Below are 21,625 nucleotides of genomic sequence, written 5' to 3'. Positions count from 1 at the left end.
TATGGATTGAGGAGCGTCAGGCGGACCACGATGGCGAAGCGAGTGAGCCACAGGGACTCGATGTGCGGCGTGGCCCGGCCGCTGGATGCGATCGGAGACTGGTGGTCGCTGTTGATCGTCCGCGATGCATTCGACGGGCTGCGCCGGTTCGGCGAATTTCAGAAGAGCCTCGGGCTTGCCAAGAACATCCTCTCCGCCCGGCTCCGCAATCTGCTGGCGCACGGAATCATGGAGACCGTGCCTGCAGCGGACGGCAGCCCGTATCAGGAATATGTGCTGACCGAAAAGGGACGCGGGCTGTTCCCGCTCCTTGTCGCGCTCCGGCAGTGGGGTGAGGATTTCTTCTTCGAGCCCGACGAAGCGCATGTACTGCTGGTTGATCGAAAGAATGGACTGCCGGTGCGCCGCCTCGAGCTGAGAGCGCAGGACGGACGCGTCGTTGGTGCAGAAGACACCATGGTGCGGCTGCCGCGGGCTTCACACGGGAACGGCAGCGCGTGAGAGGCGCGTGCGCCACGCTGGACCGCTGCCAGCAACCGGATCTTAACCCTCCTTGCCGCAGCATCCGCGCGTGGAGGTTCGACCAATGCAGACATTCCGGATTTCGCTGAGCGATGGGGAGCGGAAATTCCACACGGCGATTCAGGCGCCGGATCCCGCTTCCGCGCGCATCAAGGCCGCCTACTTCTTCGACATATCGAAATGGCGGATCTTGAGTGTGTCGCTGAGCGGAGCCAGCGCCGCCGCAGCGTAGTCGCTGCGCGCCCTACGCCATCCGGTCGAGCTCAGCGGCGGCAAGGTTTGCAATCTGCAAGTCGATTTCGGCGAGCGGATCGTCATCGCCGAGGAACCACGCTGCCGACAAGCCGGTCCAGGCGACGATCCATGACAGCAAGCGACGGCGATCCAGCTTTGCTGTTTCCACGACGATGTCGAGACGCCGCGCAAAACGTCCGGGTTCGGTCGCAACCGGCCGTGCCGGATCGGCAAGATCCGAATTGGTGAAGATGTTGGCGAAGTCGTAGCCACGCTCGCCGACGAGATGCTTGGGATCGATCGCAAGCCAGCCGCGCGCGCCGAAGTCGAGCACATTGTCATGGTGCAGATCGCCGTGCAGCACCACGATCTCGCGCTGATCGCCGAGCAGCGCTTCGGCGACGCCGGCCGATCGGTTCAGGATGCCGCCGTGCGCCCTCGCCGCCGGCCACAGCTCGCGAAACCAGTCTTTCAGTGGCGTCAGGTCCGGCCGCGATTTCGCCCGCCGGGCGTGAAGCCGATCGGCCGTTGCACAGAGAATCCTGCAGGCCTCATCGTCCCGGCCGGTTCGCGCCATGTCGCTGAGCGACGCCGAACCCATCGCCCGTTCGAGCAGCAGCGCCTCGCCGTCACGGGCAAGGACGCGCGCCGCACCGTCGCCATCCCACCATTCCATGACGATCGCGCCGAGGCGCTCGTCCGGCTCGTTCGAGAGCTTGAGCATCGCCGGTTCGCCGAGCCGCCGCACCGGGAGCAACCGTGCGGCGTGCGTCACGATCGGATCGCCGTCGGGGACGAGGCTCCAGGCCGAGAGATAGGGTTCGAACATCGGGCGGCCTGACTGGGTGATGAAGGGACGCAACCGTCGTTCTAAGCATTGCCTGCGCGCGCTGCCACGCTGGTTCCCCGCGGCGCATCGTGGCAGGGCCCGCGCCAACCGGTTCCTGGCCGCCCTGCCCATGTTGGCTGATGACAGCCCCCACCCTTCTCGCGCTACAATGTCGCAGCCGGTGCGACGGAGGGTGTGGTGATGCCGCGAAAGGGAATTACCGGACACGACGATTGGGTGGTCACGGAAGCTCTGGCCACCGCGCTGGTCGCGCTCGAGCAGTTGCCGTCGAAGCATCAGCCGCGCGCGCATATGGAGGACGTCCGCAAGCTCCTGACCGCGAGATGCGAGGCCGGAGCCGTCACGCTGCATCTTGCACAAGCCAAGTGCCGGTTGTTTCCCGATACCGATCCCCTGACCATCTATGAGGAATACGGCCTCAAGGACGGACTGGGGTAGCGGCCACCGTCCGAACGGCTAGAGCATTTTCGGTTCTGATTGAATCAGAACCGAAGCTCTAGATTCTTGTTTTGACGCGTTTTCCTCGCGCGAACCGGTGTCCACTTCGCTCGAAAACGCTCTAGTCGCGGCTGACGCGCCAGATCGTGCCGTTACCGTCTTCGGAGACCAGCAGCGCGCCGTCGCGCGCCACGGTCACACCGACCGGGCGGCCCCAGACCTCGTTATCGCCGATCACAAAGCCGGTGATGAAATCTTCATACTCGCCGGTCGGCACCCCGTCCTTCAACCTGATGCGAATGACCTTGTAGCCGGTGCGCTTCGCGCGATTCCACGAGCCGTGTTCGGCTGCAAACGCGTCGCCGCGATATTCGGCCGGGAAACTGCTGCCGGTGTAGAAGGCCAAGCCGAGCGAGGCCGAGTGCGCCTGCAACAGCACGTCGGGAATAGTCACCTTGTCCTTGAGATCGGGCCGGGCGCCGGCATGCGCGGGTTCTTCGTTGGCGCCGATATAGTACCAGGGCCAACCATAGAACGCGCCCTCGCGGATACGCGTCACATAGTCGGGCACGAGATTGTCGCCGCGGCCGTCGCGCTCGTTGGTCGAACACCAGGGCGTGCCGCTTCCAGGCTGGATCGCAAGTCCGACGCAGTTGCGGATACCGGTAGCGAACAGTTTTTGGTTCTTGCCGTCGGGATCGAAGGCCAGCACAGCGGCGCGATCGGTCTCGGCTCCCCAGGCCGCGCCGAGTGCATGGTCGCGACTCCAGGCCTCTATACCTTCGGGAGGCTTGCCTAGCCCCTCGCCCGCATTGCCGGCGGAGCCGACCGACACCAGCATGCGCTTGTCGTCTGATGTGAACACGATGTCACGCGTCGAATGGCCGTAGCCGTGAGGAAGGTTTGCGACAATGCTCTCAGGCTTTCCCGACGCCCTGAGATCGCCGTTGCGGTAGGCAAAGCGCACGACGCTGTCGGTGTTGGCGACGTAGAGCCATTGCGGATTGTCGCCGTTTGGAAAGAACGCGATGCCGAACGGTCGGTTCAGTCCGGTTGCGTAGACCTCATTGGTCGCCGGCTTGGTGGCGCCATCGGCGCCGCGCAGGACACGGATGCGGCCGGAGCTGGTTTCCACGACGAAGATATCGCCATTGGGCGCGGTCCGGATGATGCGCGGACCGCTGAGCCCGCTCGCAAACAGCTCGACCTTGAAGCCCGCCGGCGCCTGCGGCACCGCCGATGCGGGGCGCGACACGACGCGGGACGAATTGCTGCTGGAGGGCGTTGCGCCCGGCTTGGGCAAGTCCTGCGGCGTGATCAGACGCACCGTGCCCGGCCTGTCGCGCTGCCAGTCGCCGAAGGCCTCCGCACCTTTCAAAACGGGCTCGGCGCCGGACCGCGTGATGCCGATCGACGTGACGAAGACGACGAGCAGCTTCACGCCGGCAAGTTTTGTTCTATGCATATACTCCTCGCGTGAGGTCCGTTTAGCGGCGCAATTCATAGCGCGGTTGGACCGCCTTCTGCGTTCACAATGTCGTCTGCGCTAGTGTCCCTTGGGCGGCGCCGTCAGATCGACCGGCTTGATGATGAGTGCAAGCGGGATCATGACAAGGCCGATGATCGAGAGCATCCAGAACACGTCGATATAGGCGAGAAGATCGACCTGCCGCTGCAGGGTCTGGCCGACCCAGGCGATTGCTTGCGACGCAGCGTCTGACGCATTCGAACCCTGCGCCTGGAAGTAGCGCGTCATCGTGTCGATGGTTTGCTGATACCCGATATCGGAAGGCACCGCATGCTCGACGAGCCTGCTCTGGTGGAATTGCTGGCGTTGGGCCAGCGCGGTCTGGGCCAGCGCGACCCCCATCGATCCTCCGATGTTGCGCGCGACATTGATCAGCGCCGACGCCTGGTTGGTCTTGTCGGGAGGCACCCCGTCATAAGACGCCGTCGTAACCGGAAGAAACAGGAACGGGAGTCCCGCTGAGAGGAAGATGCGCGCCAGCGCGGCGTAGCCATAGGTGATATCGCCATTCAGTCCCGTCAGGTGCCACATCGAGAACGCGACGATGCAGCCGCCGATCGCGATCAAGTATTTCGGCTGCACCCGACTGACGAGATTGCCCACCACCGGCATCAAGATCAGCGTGACGATGCCACCGGGTGACAGCGCGAGTCCGGCAAGCAGTGCGGTATAGCTCAGCTCGGTCTGCAACAGCTGCGGCAAGAGCTGGGTCGACGAGATCAGGACGGCACCGGTGCACAGCATGACCACGAAGCACGATCCGAACTGGCGGCGTCCCAACAGGCGGAGGTCGACAATCGGATCCTTTCGCGTCAATTCCCACGGGATCAGCGCAATCAGGGACACTGCGGAAGCGAGCGCGAAGCCGACGATCATGTAGGACCCGAACCAGTCGTTGCGCTGTCCCTCGTCGAGCACGAATTCAAGCGAACCGAGCCCGATCGCGACCAGCACGAAGCCGATGTAGTCGACGTGCAGGCCGTCCCTCAGTAGTACCTTGCGCTCCTCTTCGGCGCCGGATGGCTCCTTGACCAGCATCCCGACCAGGAACAGCGAGAGCAAGCCCATCGGCACGTTGATCAGGAAGATCCAGTGCCAGGTATAGGTGTCGGTGATCCAGCCGCCGAGCGTCGGCCCGATCACGGGGGCAACCACCACCGCGACGCCGTAGATCGCAAACGCCTGTCCGCGCTTGGCCGGTGGAAAGGAGTCGGCGAGGATCGCCTGCTCGCTCGTCGCCATTCCGCCGCCGCCAAGACCCTGAATGATCCGGAACAGGACCAGCGCCTCCAGACTCCATGCAAGCCCGCACAGCAGCGAGGCGAACGCGAATGTGCCGACGCAGATCATGTAGAAGCGCTTGCGGCCGATCACGGTCGACAGCCAGCCCGAGATCGACAGCACGATGGCGTTGGCGACGAGATAGCTGGTGATGACATAGGTGCTCTCGTCGATACCGACGGCCAGGCCGCCCGCGATATGGCGCAAGGCCACGTTGGCGATCGTGGTGTCCAGCACCTCCATGAAGGTCGCGATCGAGACGACGAAGGCGATCAGGTAGGGATTGTGTCCACCGGCAGCCGAACGCTCCGGCGACCAGGACGCGCCGCCGCCTGCAGCAACGTCGCTCATCGCACCCTGGTCCAGGGCACGACCGACATGCCCGGCCCAACCGGAACATCCGCAGGCCAGTTGTCGACCACGATCTTCACGGGAACGCGCTGCACGACCTTGACGAAATTGCCGGTTGCGTTCTCTGCCGGCAGCAGGCTGAACGCGGTTCCTGAGCCGGGCTGAACCGACGCCACGTGGCCAGTGAGCTTGCGCCCCGGATACGCATCGATCCTGATCTCGACCGGCTGTCCCGGACGCATGTCCGTCAGTTGTGTTTCCTTGTAGTTGGCGGTGATCCAGACCTCGTCAGGAACGAACATCATGACGCTCTGCGCCGGCGCGACATAGGTGCCGACCGCGCCGCTCAGTTTGACGACGCGTCCGGACTGCGCCGCGACGATGCGAGTATATTGCAGATTAAGTTTGGCCTGATCGAGCTGCGCCTGCGCCTGCTCCAGCGACGCCTTGCTGCTCTTGAGCTGAGCCTCGAGCGTCTTGACGCCGAGCTCGGCCGCGGTCACCGCCGTCCTGGTGCGGCTGGCATTGGCCCGTTGGGCGTCGAGATCCGAGCGCGTCTGCTGCTGCCGCTGCACCGTGCCTGCGCCCTTCTCGACGAGGCTTTGGGCGCGCTCCGCCTCCTCCTGCGCGAACTTCAATTGCGCCTCGGCCTGCTGCTGCTGCGCCCAGGCTTCCTTGATCTGCTCCTGCTGACTGTCGATCTGCGCCTGGACGTTGGCGATATTGGCTTCGGCGACCGCGACCTGCGCGCTGGCCTGATCGACCGCAATCTTGTAATCGCGTTCGTCGATCCTCGCGAGGAGATCACCGGCATTGACGTGCTGGTTGTCGGTGATGGGAACCTCGACGACATAGCCGCCGACCCTTGTCGCTACGGCAAAGCTGCGCGCCGCCACGAACGCGTCATCGGTCGATTCATAGTGCCGGATGTTGAGCCAGTAGGTCACGCCACCGACGAGCGCGAGCAGCAGCAGACAGGCGCCGGCCGTCGCAATTATCCAGTGTTCGCGCAGCCGGACGCGCATCGACGGCTTGTTGTCGATGCCCTGCTGCGACGAGGAAGCGGAATCCGGCCGGGCTTTTTGTTCAGCTGTGCGCTCAGGGTGCCGCGGCTGTTCCGCGGACGGCCCGCGCCGTTGAGTTTGGGCATCCACGGAGCACCTCAAGCTACGAACGGAAGCGATCAACCCTTGTTAATCGCTGCGTACGAGGCTTGGTTCCTGCCGGAGATCGCCGCTACACGGCGCGGGAACTCAGCAGAGACTTGTGCTCAGCCGCCGCCAGATCGCGGTAGGCCGTTGTCTCTCCGGCAGGTGGCTTCAGAGGAACCGTGAGCCGGCAGATCAGGCCCTCGGCACGCCAGTCGAAGTCAGCCCGTCCGCCGAGCTGGGTCTCGATGCTGGCAATGACGCTCCTGGTGCCGAAGCCCTTCTGCTTCGGCTTGGTCACCACAGGCCCGCCGGATTCCACCCAGGCCAGGATCAGCGTGTCGTCGTGCACTTCCCAGGTGATCGCGAGCCGGCCCGGCAACACCGACAGGCTGCCGTATTTGGCGGAGTTGGTGACGAGCTCGTGCAACGCCAGCGCCAGCGTCTGCGCGGTCGCCGGCTGCAACTGCACCTCTCCGCCGGCGATCCGGATCTGCCCGGCCTCGGAATAAGGCGCGATCTCCTCGGTCACCAGCCGCCGGATTTCGGCACCCTGCCAGCTCGACAGCGACAGCACGGTGTGAACCCGCGCCAGCGCCGTGATGCGGCCCTCGACCGCCCGCACATAGGCGGTCACGTTCTGCGCGCGCGTCAGGCGCACGATCGACTGCGCCAGCGCGAGCGCGTTCTTGGCGCGATGGTCGACCTCGCGGGTCAAGAGGCTCTGCCGTTCCTCGGCCTTCTTGCGATCGGTGATGTCGACGGTGACGCCGCTGACCCGCACCACCCTGCCGTTCCTGTCGCTGGTCGCCGCAGCCGTGCCGACGCACCAGCGGATCTCGCCGTCCGGCCGCACGACGCGGAATTCGGCCTCATAAGATGAGTGGCCGTTGCCGAAGCCGGTCCAGCCCTGCCGGAGTTTTTCGACATCGTCGGGATGAAACAGCCTTTGGATATTGTCGGAGGTCAGTGCGAAGGATTTCGGATCGACGCCGAAGATCTTGTATTGCCCCTCGTCCCACATCCAGTCGCCGTTGACCCAGTCCCAGTCCCACGAGCCCATCTTGCCCGCGGCAATCGCCATGCTGCGGCGCGCCTCGCTTTCGACCAGCCGTGTGGTCGACTGCTCGAGCTCGGCGGTGCGGGCGCGCACCCGGTCCTCGAGCTCGGCGTTGAGGCGTTCGAGTTGCCGTGTCTTGCGGTAGAGCTCGGCGAACACGCGGATCTTTGCGCGCAGCACTTCCGGCACGACCGGCACCGGCACGTAATCGACCGCGCCCATTTCGTAGCCGCGCAGCCGGTCAATGTCGCTGACCTGGATTGCCGAGATGAAGATCATCGCGGTCTTTTGAAAGCGCGGATGCTCGCGGATCATCGCGGCGAGCTCGAAGCCGTCGAGCTCGGGCATGCAGACGTCGACCAGAATGACCGCGACTTCGTTCTTGAGCAGGAACTCCAGCGCCTCGCGGCCCGACGAAGCGGCCACGAGCGTCTCGCCGAGCTCCTTCAGGATGACCTCATAAGCCAGCAGCTTGGCCGGCTGGTCATCGACCAGAAGGATGTTCACCTTTTCATGGTCCATCATGCTCGATCGCCGATCAGCGGTGCAGCCACATGCGGATCGCCAGCAACAGTTGCTCGGTGTTCACGGGTTTCGCCAGATAATCGGATGCGCCTGCCTCCAGGCATTTCTCCCGGTCACCTTTCATCGCCTTCGCTGTCAGCGCGATGATCGGCAGCCGCGCAAAGGCGGGATTTTGCCGGATGGCGCCGATGGTCTGGTAACCGTCCATCTGCGGCATCATGATGTCCATCAGCACGATCGCGATCTTCGGATTGGACTCCACCAGCGAGATCGCCTCGTGACCGGTTGTCGCAGTCAACACCTTCATACCTCGCCGCTCCAGCACGCTCGACAGCGCGAAGATGTTGCGGGCGTCGTCGTCGACCAGGAGCGCGGTTTTGCCAATAAGATCCTCATCGGAACTATTGAGCTTCTCCAGCATCCTCTGTTTTTCGACAGGCAATTCCGTGATCACACGGTGTAGGAACAGTGACGTTTCGTCGAGCAGACGCTCCGGCGACTCCACGCCTTTGACGACGATGCTGCGCGCCATCGTGTGCAGTTCCGCGTCCTCTTCGGCCGAAAGTTCCCGGCCGGTAAACACGACAACGGGAATATTGGAGAGCGTCTCGTCCTTGCGGATCTGATCCAGCACCTCGAAGCCGCTCATGTCAGGCAGGCGCAGATCGAGCACGACACAATCGCACGGATGCTCGCGCAACGTTGAGAGCGCCCCTGCCCCGGTTCCGCTGGTCACGATCTCGATATCCTCGTGGCCGAGCAACTCGGTGATGCTGAGCTGCTCCGCCGCATTGTCCTCCACAATCAGCAGACGCTTGCGACGCGGCCTGGCGTATTCCTTGATCTGCGCCAGCGCGGCGCTGACGCCCTCGGTCGTGGTCGGCTTGTTGACGAAGGAGAAGGCGCCGCGCGCCAGCGCATGTTGCCGGTCCTCGTCGAGCGTAATGATCTGCACCGGAATGTGACGGGTCAGCGGATTGTGCTTGAGCTGGCTCAACACCGTCCAGCCCAGCATGTCGGGCAGGAAGACGTCGAGTGAAACCGCGCTCGGCTGGAACTGCTTGGCGAGATCCAGCGCCTCGGCGCCGCGGCTTGCGACCAGAACCTTGAAGCCCTTGTCCCGCGCCAGATCGATCAGCACCCGCGCGTAATGCGGGTCGTCCTCGACGATCAAGAGGATCGTGTCGCCGGGCTCGAGATCGAGCCGGTCGTCCGGCAGCTGCTCGATCACACGCTCCTGTGTGCCGGACGACTGCAGCGACGGCGCCGCCGTGTGCGGCATCGCCAGCGTCTGCGCCTGCGGGCGCAAGGCCACCGACGGTCCGGCATATTTCAGCGGCAGATAGAGCGTGAAGGTCGAACCCTTGCCCGGTGCGCTTCGCAGATGGATCTCGCCGCCGAGCAGGCCCGCCAGTTCGCGGCTGATGGCAAGGCCAAGGCCCGTGCCGCCATATTTGCGGCTGGTGCCGGCGTCGGCCTGCTGGAACGCCTCGAAGATCAGCTTCTGCTTGTCCTGGGGAATGCCGATGCCGGTATCCGACACTTCGAATGCGACCACGGCTGGTGCGGCGTTCAGGATCGGATGCTCGGTGCTCCAGCCGCCGAGTGCAGCCGACACGGTCAGGCTGACGCCGCCCTCCGCGGTGAACTTGAATGCGTTGGACAGCAGATTCTTCAGCACCTGCTGCAGCCGCTTGGAGTCCGTCACCATGCTGCGCGCAAGATTGGCGTCGACATCGATGCTGAAGGAGAGATGCCGGTTCTCTGCCTCGTGCCGGAACGGCCGCCCGACCGTCTCGAGCAGGCTCGAGGTGAGGATCTCCTCGGCATCGACCGTTACCGTGCCGGACTCGATCTTGGACAGATCGAGAATATCGCTGATCAGGTTCAGCAGGTCGGTGCCGGCGCCATGAATGGTGCGGGCGAACTCGACCTGCTTGCTAGTCAAATTGCCGTCCGGATTCTCGGTGAGCTGCTGGCCCAGGATCAGGATCGAGTTCAGCGGCGTGCGCAGCTCGTGCGACATGTTGGCGAGGAATTCGGACTTGTACTTCGAGGTCAGCGACAGCTCGGTCGCCTTCTCCTCCAGCGCGCGGCGGGCCTGCTCGATTTCCTGGTTCTTGCGCTCGACGTCGACATTGCGCTCGGCCAGCTGCTGGGCCTTCTGCTCGAGCTGGTCGTTGGTCTGCTGCAATTCCTTCTGCTGGGTCTGCAATTCGCCGGCGAGCTGCTGCGACTGCTTGAGCAGCGCCTCGGTCTGCATCGTCGCCTCGATGCTGTTGAGCACGATGCCGATGCTGTCGGTCAACTGTTCGAGGAAGGTGATCTGCGATGTCGTGAACGACGAGATCGAGGACAGCTCGATCACCGCCTTGACCTGGTTCTCGAACAGCACCGGGAATACGACGAGGTTCTTCGGCATGATCCGCATCAGCGCCGAATTGATCGGCACCGCATCGCCGGGGATATCGGAGACGAAGCGCTGGCGCTTGTCGAGTGCGCACTGGCCGATCAGTCCCTCGCCGAACTGCACGATCTGCGGATGCGGATTGCTGCTGTCGCTGGCATAGGCCGACAGCAACCGCAGCTGCGCATTCTCGGGATTGTCGACCTGGTAGATCACGCCCATATGCGCGTTGATCAGCGGCGCCAGCTCGGTCAGCAGCAGGCGGCCGACGGTTGCAAGATCGCGCTGGCCCTGCAGCATGTTGGTGAAGCGCGCCAGATTGGTCTTCAGCCAGTCCTGCTCGGTGTTGCGCTCCGTGGTGAGACGGAGGTTGCCGATCATCGTGTTGATGTTGTCCTTGAGCTCCGCGACTTCGCCGCGCACGTCGACCTGGATCGAGCGCGTCAGGTCGCCCTTGGTCACGGCGGTCGCCACTTCCGCGATCGCGCGCACCTGGGAGGTCAGGTTGGCTGCCAGCAGGTTGACGTTGCCGGTCAGGTCTTTCCAGGTGCCCGCGGTGCCAGGCACGTTGGCCTGACCGCCGAGCCGTCCTTCGACACCGACTTCGCGCGCCACGCTGGTGACCTGTTCGGCGAAGGTCGCAAGCGTCTCGGTCATGTTGTTGATGGTGTCGGCGAGGGCTGCCACCTCGCCCTTCGACTTCACCGTCAGGTTCTGCTTGAGGTCACCGTTGGCGACCGCGGTCACCACCTTGACGATGCCGCGCACCTGCTCGGTCAGGTTCGCCGCCATGACGTTGACGGTGTCGGTGAGGTCCTTCCAGGTGCCGGCGACACCGCGCACCTCGGCCTGGCCGCCCAGCTTGCCCTCGGTGCCGACCTCGCGCGCCACGCGCGTCACCTCGCCGGCGAAGGCGTTGAGCTGGTCCACCATCGTGTTGATGGTGTTCTTCAGCTCGAGGATTTCGCCCTTCACGTCGACCGTGATCTTGCGCGACAGGTCGCCGCGCGCCACGGCGGTGGTGACTTCGGCGATGTTGCGGACTTGTGTTGTCAGGTTCGCGGCCAGGAGGTTGACGTTGTCGGTGAGGTCCTTCCAGGTGCCGCCGACGCCGGGCACCACGGCCTGGCCGCCCAGCCGTCCCTCGGTGCCGACCTCACGCGCCACGCGCGTCACTTCGGCGGCGAACGAGCGCAGCTGCTCGACCATCGTGTTCAGGGTGTCCTTGAGCAGCAGGATCTCGCCGCGCACGTCCACCGTGATCTTCTTCGACAGATCGCCGCCGGCGATCGCGGTCGCGACCTCGGCGATGTTGCGGACCTGCGCCGTGAGATTCGACGCCATGAAGTTGACGTTGTCGGTCAGGTCCTTCCAGGTACCGGCGACGCCGGGCACCTCGGCCTGGCCGCCGAGCTTGCCTTCGGTGCCGACCTCGCGCGCCACGCGCGTGACTTCGCCGGCGAAGCCGTTGAGCTGGTCGACCATCGTGTTGATGGTGTTCTTCAGCTCGAGGATTTCGCCCTTCACGTCGACCGTGATCTTGCGCGAGAGGTCGCCGCGCGCCACGGCCGTCGTCACTTCGGCGATGTTGCGGACCTGCGCCGTCAGATTGCCGGCCATCGAGTTGACGCTGTCGGTGAGGTCCTTCCAGGTGCCGGCGACGCCGGGCACGTTGGCCTGGCCGCCGAGGCTGCCGTCGGTGCCTACCTCGCGCGCCACGCGTGTCACCTCGCCCGCGAAGCGGTTGAGCTGGTCGACCATCGTGTTCAGCGTTTCCTTCAGCTGAAGGATCTCGCCGCGGACGTCGACCGTGATCTTGCGCGACAGGTCGCCGCCGGCGATCGCGGTCGCGACCTCGGCGATGTTACGAACCTGCGCCGTCAGGTTGCCGGCCATCGAGTTGACGCTGTCGGTCAAATCCTTCCAGGTGCCGGCGACGCCGGGCACTTCGGCCTGGCCGCCGAGCTTGCCGTCGGTGCCGACCTCGCGCGCCACGCGCGTCACTTCGCCGGCGAAGGCGTTGAGCTGATCCACCATCGTGTTGAGCGTTTCCTTCAGCTGAAGGATTTCGCCCGACACGTTCACGGTGATCTTCTTCGACAGGTCGCCCTTCGCCACCGCGGTCGCGACCTCTGCGATGTTGCGGACCTGGGCCGTCAGGTTCGAGGCCATCGAGTTGACGCTGTCGGTCAAGTCCTTCCAGGTGCCTGCGACGCCGCGCACCTCGGCCTGGCCGCCGAGCTTGCCCTCGGTGCCGACCTCGCGCGCCACGCGCGTCACCTCGCCGGCGAAGGCGTTCAGCTGGTCGACCATCGTGTTGATGGTGTCCTTCAGCTCGAGGATTTCACCGCGCACGTCGACCGTGATCTTCTTCGACAGGTCGCCATTGGCGACCGCGGTGGTGACGCCGGCGATATTGCGGACCTGCGCGGTCAGGTTCGACGCCATGAAGTTGACGTTGTCGGTCAAATCCTTCCAGGTGCCGGCGACGCCGAGCACGTTGGCCTGGCCGCCGAGCTTGCCCTCGGTGCCGACCTCGCGCGCCACGCGCGTCACTTCCGACGCAAACGCGTTGAGCTGGTCCACCATCGTGTTGAGCGTTTCCTTCAGCTGAAGGATCTCGCCCGATACGTTCACCGTGATCTTCTTCGACAGGTCGCCGCCGGCGATCGCGGTCGCGACGTCGGCGATGTTGCGGACCTGCGCGGTCAGGTTCGACGCCATGAAGTTGACGTTGTCGGTCAAATCCTTCCAGGTGCCGGCGACGCCTGGCACCTGGGCCTGGCCGCCGAGCTTGCCTTCGGTGCCGACCTCGCGCGCCACGCGCGTCACTTCCGACGCAAACGAATTGAGCTGGTCCACCATCGTGTTGATGGTGTCCTTCAATTCGAGGATCTCGCCGCTGACGTCGACCGTGATCTTGCGCGACAGGTCACCGCGCGCCACGGCCGTGGTCACGTTGGCGATGTTGCGGACCTGAGCGGTCAAGTTGCCGCACATCGCGTTCACCGAGTCGGTGAGGTCCTTCCAGGTACCTGCGACGCCGGGCACGATCGCCTGGCCACCGAGCTTGCCATCGGTGCCGACCTCGCGCGCCACGCGCGTCACTTCCGAGGCGAATGAACGCAGCTGATCGACCATCGTGTTGATGGCCTCCTTCAGCTGCAGTATCTCGCCACGCACGTCGACCGTGATCTTCTTGGACAAGTCGCCGTTGGCGACCGCGATCGTCACCTCGGCGATGTTGCGGACCTGGCCGGTCAGGTTGTTGGCCATCGAGTTGACGCTCTCGGTCAGGTCCTTCCAGACGCCGGTCACTTCCGGCACCTGGGCCTGGCCGCCGAGCTTGCCCTCGGTGCCGACTTCGCGGGCCACGCGCGTGACCTCGGAGGTAAACACCGAGAGCTGCTTGATCATCGTGTTGACGATGTTCGCCGACTGCAGGAATTCGCCGCGCAGCGGCCTGCCCTCGACGTCGAGCTGCACGGTCTGCAACAGGTCGCCCTGCGCCACCGCGGCGACCGCGCGGGTGACCTCGCGGGTCGGCCACAGCAAATCATCGATCAGGGTGTTGACCGAGCTCTCCATGTCGGCCCAGGCGCCACTGGCGAGGCCGAAGTTGACGCGCTGGCGGGTCTGTCCCTCACGGCCGACGACCTGTCCGACGCGCGCCAATTGCTGCGCCATGCGCTCGTTGGCGGCGGCGATTTCGTTGAAGGCGTCCGCGATCTTGCCATCGATACCGAGATAGTCACCACGCATCCGAACCGAGAAGTCGCCACCGCGCATCGCCTGCAGCGATTGCAGCAGATCGTGCGAGGAATCGAGGCTTCCATTCGATGATTGGGCGCGGCGTGTATCAGCACGGGGACGAGGCGGCGAACCGAGATCGGTCATGTAATTTCCCCTACGCGCTGGCCACGAATCCAGGGACTCGGAGAAGCCAGTGTGACCATAAGAATGACTGCCCTTGATCGATTCAAGCGGGAAAACGCCAAAGCCGCGATTTGTGACGCAAACCGAGGGGCTTAATCGTCGATGGAACCAAAAGTTCCAATGCGCATTGGAACTTTTTGCGCAGTAGCGTAAGCCGTTCGTATTGCTTGGGCCGGATCGGCGCATTTGATCGCATTGGAACATTGGCCTCGCCGGAACGTTCCCGGCGTTGGCAGGATTGGTGATGGTTAAGAATTCAGACCGGCTCAAGCGTGGCATCTTCCAAAGCGAGCGCAGCTTCCGGCTGTTGGCCGGAGGGGCGATTGACTCTGCGATTTGCACGCTCGCCCCCGATGGACGGGTGATCAACTGGAACAAGGGGGCCGAGCGCATCACCGGCTATCCGGCCAAGGCGATCCGCGGCAAGCACTTCTCGGTCTTCTACCCTGAGGAGGATCGTGCATCGGGCCTTCCCGCCAAGGCTTTGCAGATGGCGCGGAAGGAAAAGCACGCCGTGGCCGAGGGCTGGTGCATCCGTAAGGATGGCTCGCAATTCTACGCCTCTGTCGTCATCGATCCGATCTACGAGAAGCGCAAGCTGATCGGCTACGCGATGGTCACCCGCGACATGACCGAGCGCCGAAAGGCGCGCGCGGATCTCGACGCCAGCGAAAGCCAGTTCCGCCTGCTGGTGAGCAACGTCACCGACTACGCGCTGTACATGCTGACGCCGGCCGGCATAGTCGCCAACTGGAACGCCGGCGGCGAGCGCATCAAGGGCTATTCGCCCGGTGAAATCATCGGCCAGAGCTTCGCGCGCTTCTACACGCCGGCCGACCAGGCCGCGGGCAAGCCGGCCCGTGCGCTCAAGATCGCGGAAGAGACCGGGCACTACGAGGAGGACGGCTGGCGGGTCCGCAAGGACGGCTCGTTCTTCTGGGCCAGCGTCGTGATCGATCCGATCCGCGACAGCGACGGCACCCTGGTCGGCTTTGCCAAGATCACGCGGGACATTTCCGAGCGGCGTGAGGCGCAGCAGAAGCTCGAACTGGTGCAGCGACAGCTGGCGGAATCGCAGAAGATGGATGCGCTGGGCCAATTGACCGGCGGCGTCGCGCACGACTTCAACAACCTGCTGATGATCATTTCGGGCAACCTGCACCGGATCAAGCGCGAGGTGACGAGCGAGCGCGGCAAGCTTGCCCTGAGTGCGGTCGAAACCGCATCCGAGCGCGCTGCATCCCTGACCAGCCAACTGCTCACCTTCGCGCGCCGCCAAAGCGTCAACCCGCAGACCATCGATGTCGCCGACAGGATCACCGCGGTGCGCGAGGTGCTGAGCAGCGCGATCGGCGGCGCGATCGAGCTGAACTTGGAGATCGAGCCGGATGTCTGGCCGGTCTCTGTCGACCCGAACGAATTCGAGACCGCGCTGATCAACCTTGTCGTCAATGCGCGGGACGCGATGGCTGGTGGCGGTACACTGACGGTCTCGGCCCGAAACGTACCCGCAACCACCGAGGTGGCCATCAGCGTAGCCGATACCGGCGAGGGCATCCCCCAGGATGTGCTGAGCAAGGTCTTCGACCCGTTCTTCACCACCAAGCCGGTCGGCAAAGGGACCGGCCTCGGATTGTCCCAGGTCCACGGCTTCGCGCACCAGGCGGACGGCCGGATCGAGATTGCAAGCACGCTTGGCGAGGGCACTACGGTCAGCATCTACCTCCCGCGCGGGACCGCGGCCGCAACGGATACGGTCGCGGGCCACAGCGTGCGCGGCTGCGCAACGGTCCTGCTGATCGAGGACAATCCGGCGGTCGCCGATGCAAGCACGGGCCTGCTCGAACAGCTCGGCTACACCGTGCGCTGGGCTTCGAACGCAGAGGCTGCCTTATCGGAGATCGAGACCAACGGGGTCGACGTGGTGTTCAGCGACATCGTGATGCCCGGCAAGATGGACGGGCTGAAGCTGGCGCGCGCGATCCGGGACAGGAAGCCCGAACTGCCGATCCTGCTGACGACAGGCTACAGCGAGAGTGCGCGCAACGTGCGATCCGACTTTCCGGTCCTGCGCAAGCCGTACCGCATTCACGACCTCAGCCGCGAACTCTCGAAGCTGACGGGGCACCGCTCCGAAAGCGTGCCGGACGATCTCCCGGCAGATGAAGATCTGCCCAGAAAAGCGAGAGCGCGGTCATAATTTCCAAACGGAAGGCTAACGGTCCGCTGGCCAGGTTCGCCGCACCAATTGCACCCGTTCGATGCGGCTGCATTGTTCGCAGCGATATTGAAGGATGTCCCTGCCCTCGCTGCCCGGAGAGCTGCTCTCAAGCCGCATCGTCCTGATGCAGCTGATGCAGGAGATCAGCGTCAGCAACGGGCTGCGATCGTCATTCATCGATGCCCGCGGTGGCGCGGTCGGATCGGCGATCATGGCGCTGGGCGATGCTACGGTGTTGGCCTCACCACAAGAAAATGCCCACCCGAGGCTAGGGTTCCCGCCTCGAAACCAGATTCGGACTGGAGCCGGTCTGTGGGCGGACCGATCAAACCCTCACGTTGCTCTGGCCCGGTCGGAGCCTGCCCTTGTCCGATTTGCCAGGAGCCGATTTGTCGGGAGCCGGCTTGCCGGCCGCAACGGCACGATCCGCAAAGCTTCGGCTCAGCCGTTCCCGCACCGTGGGGAGGCGCTCGCCGCCGCCGGCGGCCTTCCACCGGCCGATGAGCTCGGCCACTTCGGCGCGCATCGCCATCAGCCGGTAGGACGCTTCGCTGCAATCCAGATCGCGGTTGACCTGATCCCGGATCGACGCCTCGACCAGGCTCATCTCAGCCCGCAAAGTGCTGATCTTGCGACGAATTTCATTGATCTTGTTGTCCATGACTTGTTAGAACAAAAATAGAACATATTGTCAAGTCACGATCCGGCAAGCGAGGTAAGCGATGAGCATGGCAGCGGTGAGATTTGGCGGGGTTGCGGAGCGGCTTGGCGGGCTGATGTCGCGTGCCCAGGCGCTGCGGTTGCGGACCTTGGCCGAGGAGGCCTATCAGCCGAACCAGTACGCACGCGACCTGACGTCGGAGGAAGCCGAACGGCGCATTGATGCCCTCAGGGCCGAGATCGCACTGGCGGATTCCTTCTGAACCGCCCAACCCGGCCGAGCCGGACACTCCCTTAAGGCTTTGATATAGCGGCGCAGCTAGGTCTGTTCTGTTATTGCTGTTTGCCTTTGGGGGAGCCTTTCGTGCTGGAGCTGGAGAAGCGGTCGCCGCTTGCGTTCCCGATCACGCTGAGAGACGGGCGAACACTCGCGACCGTCGGCGACGCGGCGGACTATCTGTCAGCATTGAGCGCGGATCAGCGCGAGCGCGGGTACTGGAAGACGGCGATCATGATGTTCAACAACGCGATGCGCGAACCCAGCTATCTGAGGATCGCAACCATGAACCTGCGCTCTGCCCTTGTCTACGACCGCCTCGTCGACGACGTCGGCCACTGATTGTGGTGTTGCAGCTACAGCCGAATCGGCGCTCCTTTCGTAAGGCCCGTTCGTTATGGCCGCAAACAAGGTAACGGCGGTACACGCGACGGCCGGGTGCGCAATGCGCTTCGGCCGCACTCTCGGGCCGCCGCGGAGGGCCAAGGCGGCCCATTTCTTTTCAGAGCAATTTGGCGCGGACGAACAGCATCCGCAGCGCGGAGGTTGCTTGCACCGTCAGCATGGCGTTACCCGCCGCTCGCTCCAGCGCGACCAGCGCGTCGTCATGCAGTGAGCGGAACTCCATCCATTCGACGGCGCTGAGATTGCTGATGAAGCGGTAGGCCTGACCGACGGTCGCGAGCGTCACCGTCTCGCCGTTCAGCCGCACTCTGAATGTCGCCTTCAGCGGCGTGTCGGATTTGGAAACATCACCCATGGCGCGGTTGTGCTCCGCGGTGCGTTAATGTCAATCTAATTTCTCTGCTCCCATCGAGGTGCGCCGGCTCCCCGGAATCGCAATGTCTGTTAGCGTTTCGTGGGGGTGATTCGTGACTGATCTTGCCAACACAGCCTATCTCGATGCGCTCAATTCCGAGCAGCGCCGCGCCGTCGAGCACGGGGTCGGCAAGGATGGCATCGTCGGCGCCCCGCTGCTGGTGATCGCGGGCGCGGGTTCCGGCAAGACCAATACGCTCGCCCATCGCGTCGCGCATCTGATCGTCGCGGGCGCCGATCCGCGCCGCATCCTGTTGATGACCTTTTCGCGACGCGCAGCCGCCGAGATGGCCGGCCGCGTCGAACGCATCGCGCGGCGCGTACTCGGCGATCGCGCCTCGATCATGACCGATGCGCTGAATTGGGCCGGCACGTTTCACGGCATCGGCGCGCGACTGCTCCGCGAATTCGCCGAACGCATCGCCCTCGACCCGGCCTTCACGATCCATGACCGTGAGGACTCCGCCGACCTGATGAACCTGGTCCGCCACGATCTCGGTTTCTCCCGCACCGAAAGCCGGTTTCCCACCAAAGGCACTTGCCTTGCGATCTATTCGCGCTGCGTGAACGCGGAGATGCCGATCGAGGCCGTGCTGGGCCAGTTCTTCCCGTGGTGCTCTGGCTGGGCCAGCGAGTTGAAGCAATTGTTCGCGGCCTATGTCGAAGCCAAGCAGCGGCAGAACGTGCTCGATTACGACGACCTCCTGCTCTACTGGGCGCAGATGGTGACCGACACGGCGCTGGCCGAGGAGATCGGCGGCCGCTTCGACCATGTGATGGTCGACGAATATCAGGACACCAACCGCCTGCAGTCCTCCATCCTGCTCGCGCTCAAGCCGGCGGGACGCGGGCTCACCGTCGTCGGCGACGACGCGCAGTCGATCTACTCGTTCCGCGCCGCCACCGTGCGCAACATCCTCGACTTCCCGGCGCAGTTCAGCCCGGCCGCCGAGATCGTCACGCTCGACCGCAACTATCGCTCGACGCAGCCGATCCTGGCGGCCGCCAATGGCGTGATCTCGCTCGCCAAGGAACGCTTCACCAAGAACCTGTGGACCGATCGGACCTCGACCCGCAAGCCGCTGCTCGTCACGATCCGCGACGAAGCCGATCAAGCCCGTTACATCGTCGAGCAGGTGCTGGCCAACCGTGAGGAAGGCGCGCTGTTGAAGCACCAGGCGGTGCTGTTCCGCACCTCCTCGCACAGCGGTCCGCTGGAGGTCGAGCTGACCCGCCGCAACATTCCCTTCGTGAAATTCGGCGGCCTCAAATTCCTCGACGCCGCGCACGTCAAGGACATGCTGGCGCTGCTGCGCTTCACCGCCAATCCGCGCGACCGGGTCGCCGGCTTTCGCATCCTGCATCTGTTGCCCGGCGTCGGGCCAGCCTCGGCGCAGCGTGTGCTCGACCGCATGGCAGAGGCCGCCGATCCGATCGCAGCACTCGTGGCGCTGCCTGCCCCGTCCCGCGCCGGCGCCGACTGGCGGCTGTTCGTCGAGGCGATCGAGAACCTTCGCTACTCGGAATGGCCCGTCGACATCGAACGCGCGCGCCTCTGGTACGAGCCGCATCTCGATCGGATCCACGAGGACAGCGAGGTCCGCCGCGCCGACCTCATTCAGCTCGAGCAGATCGCCGCCGGCTATCCGTCGCGCGAACGCTTCCTCACCGAGCTCACGCTCGATCCGCCCGACGCGACCAGCGACCAGGCCGGCGTGCCGCTGCTTGACGAGGATTATCTGATCCTGTCGACCATCCACTCCGCCAAGGGGCAGGAATGGAAGTCCGTCTACGTGCTCAACGTCGTCGACGGCTGCATGCCCTCCGATCTCGGGGCCGGCACGTCGGCTGAGCTCGAGGAGGAGCGCCGCCTGCTCTATGTCGCCATGACCCGCGCCAAGGACGATCTGCATCTGCTGGTGCCGCAGCGCTTTTTCGTCCACGGCCAGGCCGCCAAGGGCGACCGCCACATGTACGCCTCGCGCACCCGCTTCATCCCGGAACGGCTGCTGCCGATGTTCGAGCGGACCACATGGCCGCGCGCCGCGGCCGCGCAGGCCTCGTCCGCCAGCCGCGCGCCGCCGATCGATATCGGCGCCCGGATGCGCGGCATGTGGCGCTGACGCCCGCCCGAAAAATCTTGCTGACGGCAGGAACGAAGCGGCCCGCCTCGCGTTGAGGGCCTGTTCGTAATCGGCAAACGACCATCCCGACGGCTTCGGCGCGGTGCTCCGCGCTGGAGCCGTCTTTTTTGCGCCGCGTCAATTCACGCAGGAAATAATGTAACCGGTTGGTCAAAACCCTTCAGCACGTGATCGGAACCGGTTGCCGTGATCATGTCGCGGGTTCGGTCGCGCACGGCCGTCGTGACCAGGATCTCGCCGGACTTCGCCGCCGCCTGCGCGCGTGCCGCGCGATTGACCACCGTGCCGACCGCCGTCAGGTCGCGATGAGTCTGGCCGAACTCACCGAAATTGGTGTCGCCGCTGTCCATCCCGATCCCGATGCCGAGCTCGATGTCGCCGGCGCCGATCGTCCGCGCCAGCGCGTCGTGCCTTTCCTGGAAGCGGCGCTGGATGTCGCGCGCCGCCAGCAAGGCCTGCATGGCATGATCGTCCCGGCGCACCGGAAAATTGAAGATCGCGAACACGGCATCGCCGATCGTCTTGTTGAGAATGCCGTCATAGCGCCAGATCGCGGCGGCGCAGTCGTCGTAGAACGCATCGAGAAGCGATGTCAGCCCGTCCGCCGCGATGGTCTGCGTCAGCGTAGTGTAGCCGCGCAAATCGGCGAACAGGATGGTGGCGTCGATGGTCACGGCGCGTGCTTTCATGATCTTCGAGAAGGCCATCTCGCAGATCGTGCAGGTGTTCGGATTCATACGGCTCGGCCGGATACCGAACAGGCGGAACGGCGCCGACAACGGGCCGCGCAGCGGGATCGGCATATGCAGGTTTTGCCAGCAGCCGAGGCAGATCGTTGCGGGTTCCGGAGTCATCGGCGTGTCACCTGCTGTTCCAGCAACCAAACGCGCCCCACCTTAGCACGACGGTCATGACGTCCCTACGAGATTGCCGCGCTCAGGCGGTTGTCACGAAACTCACTCCAATCCGAGTCTTCTTGCTCCAGATCACCTGGCAGTCATAGACAACCGAGGCGTCCCGGGCCATCACGAGGCGGAATCGGTGCGGGACGAAGGCCGGATTCTCGACCTCGATGGCGGCCCCCTCCGGCGACATGTTCACGATCGTGCAATGCATGACCGAACCGCCCGACGAGACATAGCCGGGTTCATTGACTTCGGTTCGCGGATGCTTGCGCTTTTCGTCCACCCGGCCTGCCCCTCAAGCTTTGCTCACGCAAACGTG

General features: G+C 64.4%; 17 protein-coding genes. 7 read left to right on the top strand and 10 right to left on the bottom strand.

Translation table 11 applies throughout. The annotated features are described in order from the left end of the window. The first annotated feature begins 30 nt into the window (after window positions 1-30). Window positions 31-501, top strand: a complete 471-nt coding sequence (locus AC066Y_RS36300) for a winged helix-turn-helix transcriptional regulator (RefSeq protein ID WP_478278054.1) — start codon at window positions 31-33, stop codon at window positions 499-501. Between the two features lie 85 nt (window positions 502-586). Next, window positions 587-754: a hypothetical protein gene (locus AC066Y_RS36295; RefSeq protein ID WP_176531327.1), complete on the top strand. Its 168-nt coding sequence runs from the start codon at window positions 587-589 to the stop codon at window positions 752-754. 12 nt (window positions 755-766) lie between these two features. Here AC066Y_RS36295 and AC066Y_RS36290 read toward each other — a convergent pair whose 3' ends face one another. Beyond that, window positions 767-1,585, bottom strand: a complete 819-nt coding sequence (locus AC066Y_RS36290) for an aminoglycoside phosphotransferase family protein (RefSeq protein ID WP_478278053.1) — start codon at window positions 1,583-1,585, stop codon at window positions 767-769. Window positions 1,586-1,786: 201 nt separating this feature from the next. Between AC066Y_RS36290 and AC066Y_RS36285 the strand changes: the two genes are divergently transcribed. Further along, on the top strand, window positions 1,787-2,044 hold the full coding sequence (locus AC066Y_RS36285; RefSeq protein ID WP_092114459.1) for a hypothetical protein: 258 nt from the start codon (window positions 1,787-1,789) through the stop codon (window positions 2,042-2,044). A 121-nt stretch (window positions 2,045-2,165) separates the two neighbouring features. Here the strand turns inward: AC066Y_RS36285 and AC066Y_RS36280 are convergent, their stop codons facing one another. The 5 genes from AC066Y_RS36280 to AC066Y_RS36260 form a co-directional block, all read right to left on the bottom strand. Continuing rightward, window positions 2,166-3,509: a PQQ-dependent sugar dehydrogenase gene (locus AC066Y_RS36280; RefSeq protein ID WP_478278052.1), complete on the bottom strand. Its 1,344-nt coding sequence runs from the start codon at window positions 3,507-3,509 to the stop codon at window positions 2,166-2,168. 81 nt (window positions 3,510-3,590) lie between these two features. Further along, window positions 3,591-5,204, bottom strand: coding sequence for a DHA2 family efflux MFS transporter permease subunit (locus AC066Y_RS36275; protein WP_478278051.1), 1,614 nt, complete (start codon window positions 5,202-5,204; stop codon window positions 3,591-3,593). After that, window positions 5,201-6,229, bottom strand: coding sequence for an HlyD family secretion protein (locus AC066Y_RS36270; protein ID WP_478278050.1), 1,029 nt, complete (start codon window positions 6,227-6,229; stop codon window positions 5,201-5,203). Before AC066Y_RS36270 ends, AC066Y_RS36275 begins: the two co-directional genes overlap by 4 nt. Window positions 6,230-6,440: 211 nt before the next feature. Further along, the gene (locus AC066Y_RS36265) at window positions 6,441-7,934 is read right to left on the bottom strand and encodes a sensor histidine kinase (RefSeq protein WP_478278069.1); all 1,494 of its coding nucleotides are present in this window, start codon (window positions 7,932-7,934) and stop codon (window positions 6,441-6,443) included. A gap of 16 nt (window positions 7,935-7,950) precedes the next feature. After that, window positions 7,951-14,241 carry a HAMP domain-containing protein gene (locus tag AC066Y_RS36260; RefSeq protein ID WP_478278049.1) on the bottom strand — a complete coding sequence of 2,097 codons (6,291 nt, stop codon included), beginning with the start codon at window positions 14,239-14,241 and terminating at the stop codon, window positions 7,951-7,953. 283 nt (window positions 14,242-14,524) lie between these two features. Between AC066Y_RS36260 and AC066Y_RS36255 the strand changes: the two genes are divergently transcribed. After that, on the top strand, window positions 14,525-16,480 hold the full coding sequence (locus AC066Y_RS36255; protein ID WP_478278048.1) for a hybrid sensor histidine kinase/response regulator: 1,956 nt from the start codon (window positions 14,525-14,527) through the stop codon (window positions 16,478-16,480). Window positions 16,481-16,826: 346 nt separating this feature from the next. Here AC066Y_RS36255 and AC066Y_RS36250 read toward each other — a convergent pair whose 3' ends face one another. Beyond that, entirely contained in the window at window positions 16,827-17,162 is a 336-nt protein-coding gene (locus AC066Y_RS36250; RefSeq protein ID WP_478278047.1) for a hypothetical protein, read from the bottom strand. Between the two features lie 61 nt (window positions 17,163-17,223). Between AC066Y_RS36250 and AC066Y_RS36245 the strand changes: the two genes are divergently transcribed. Both AC066Y_RS36245 and AC066Y_RS36240 read left to right on the top strand, forming a co-directional pair. Next, window positions 17,224-17,424, top strand: coding sequence for a DUF3072 domain-containing protein (locus AC066Y_RS36245; protein ID WP_229166414.1), 201 nt, complete (start codon window positions 17,224-17,226; stop codon window positions 17,422-17,424). 101 nt (window positions 17,425-17,525) lie between these two features. Next, a complete protein-coding gene (locus AC066Y_RS36240) occupies window positions 17,526-17,780 on the top strand; it encodes a hypothetical protein (RefSeq protein WP_092114454.1) in 255 nt (84 codons plus the stop codon). 160 nt (window positions 17,781-17,940) lie between these two features. On the opposite strand, the gene AC066Y_RS36235 is transcribed toward AC066Y_RS36240, so the two are convergent. Next, complete coding sequence (locus AC066Y_RS36235; protein ID WP_092114453.1) at window positions 17,941-18,198, bottom strand: hypothetical protein; 258 nt, start codon at window positions 18,196-18,198, stop codon at window positions 17,941-17,943. Window positions 18,199-18,310: 112 nt separating this feature from the next. Here AC066Y_RS36235 and AC066Y_RS36230 point away from each other — a divergent pair, with 112 nt between their 5' ends. Beyond that, window positions 18,311-20,380, top strand: coding sequence for an ATP-dependent helicase (locus AC066Y_RS36230; RefSeq protein WP_478278046.1), 2,070 nt, complete (start codon window positions 18,311-18,313; stop codon window positions 20,378-20,380). Window positions 20,381-20,523: 143 nt separating this feature from the next. Here the strand turns inward: AC066Y_RS36230 and AC066Y_RS36225 are convergent, their stop codons facing one another. Both AC066Y_RS36225 and AC066Y_RS36220 read right to left on the bottom strand, forming a co-directional pair. Beyond that, entirely contained in the window at window positions 20,524-21,255 is a 732-nt protein-coding gene (locus tag AC066Y_RS36225) for an adenylate/guanylate cyclase domain-containing protein (protein WP_478278045.1), read from the bottom strand. 82 nt (window positions 21,256-21,337) lie between these two features. Beyond that, window positions 21,338-21,589 (bottom strand): PilZ domain-containing protein, encoded by a 252-nt coding sequence (locus AC066Y_RS36220; protein ID WP_478278044.1) that lies wholly within the window; start codon window positions 21,587-21,589, stop codon window positions 21,338-21,340. Window positions 21,590-21,625 lie beyond the last annotated feature (36 nt).

The organism is Bradyrhizobium sp. USDA3010 (genome assembly GCF_056429065.1).
This window is presented reverse-complemented; position numbering and strand designations above follow the sequence as displayed.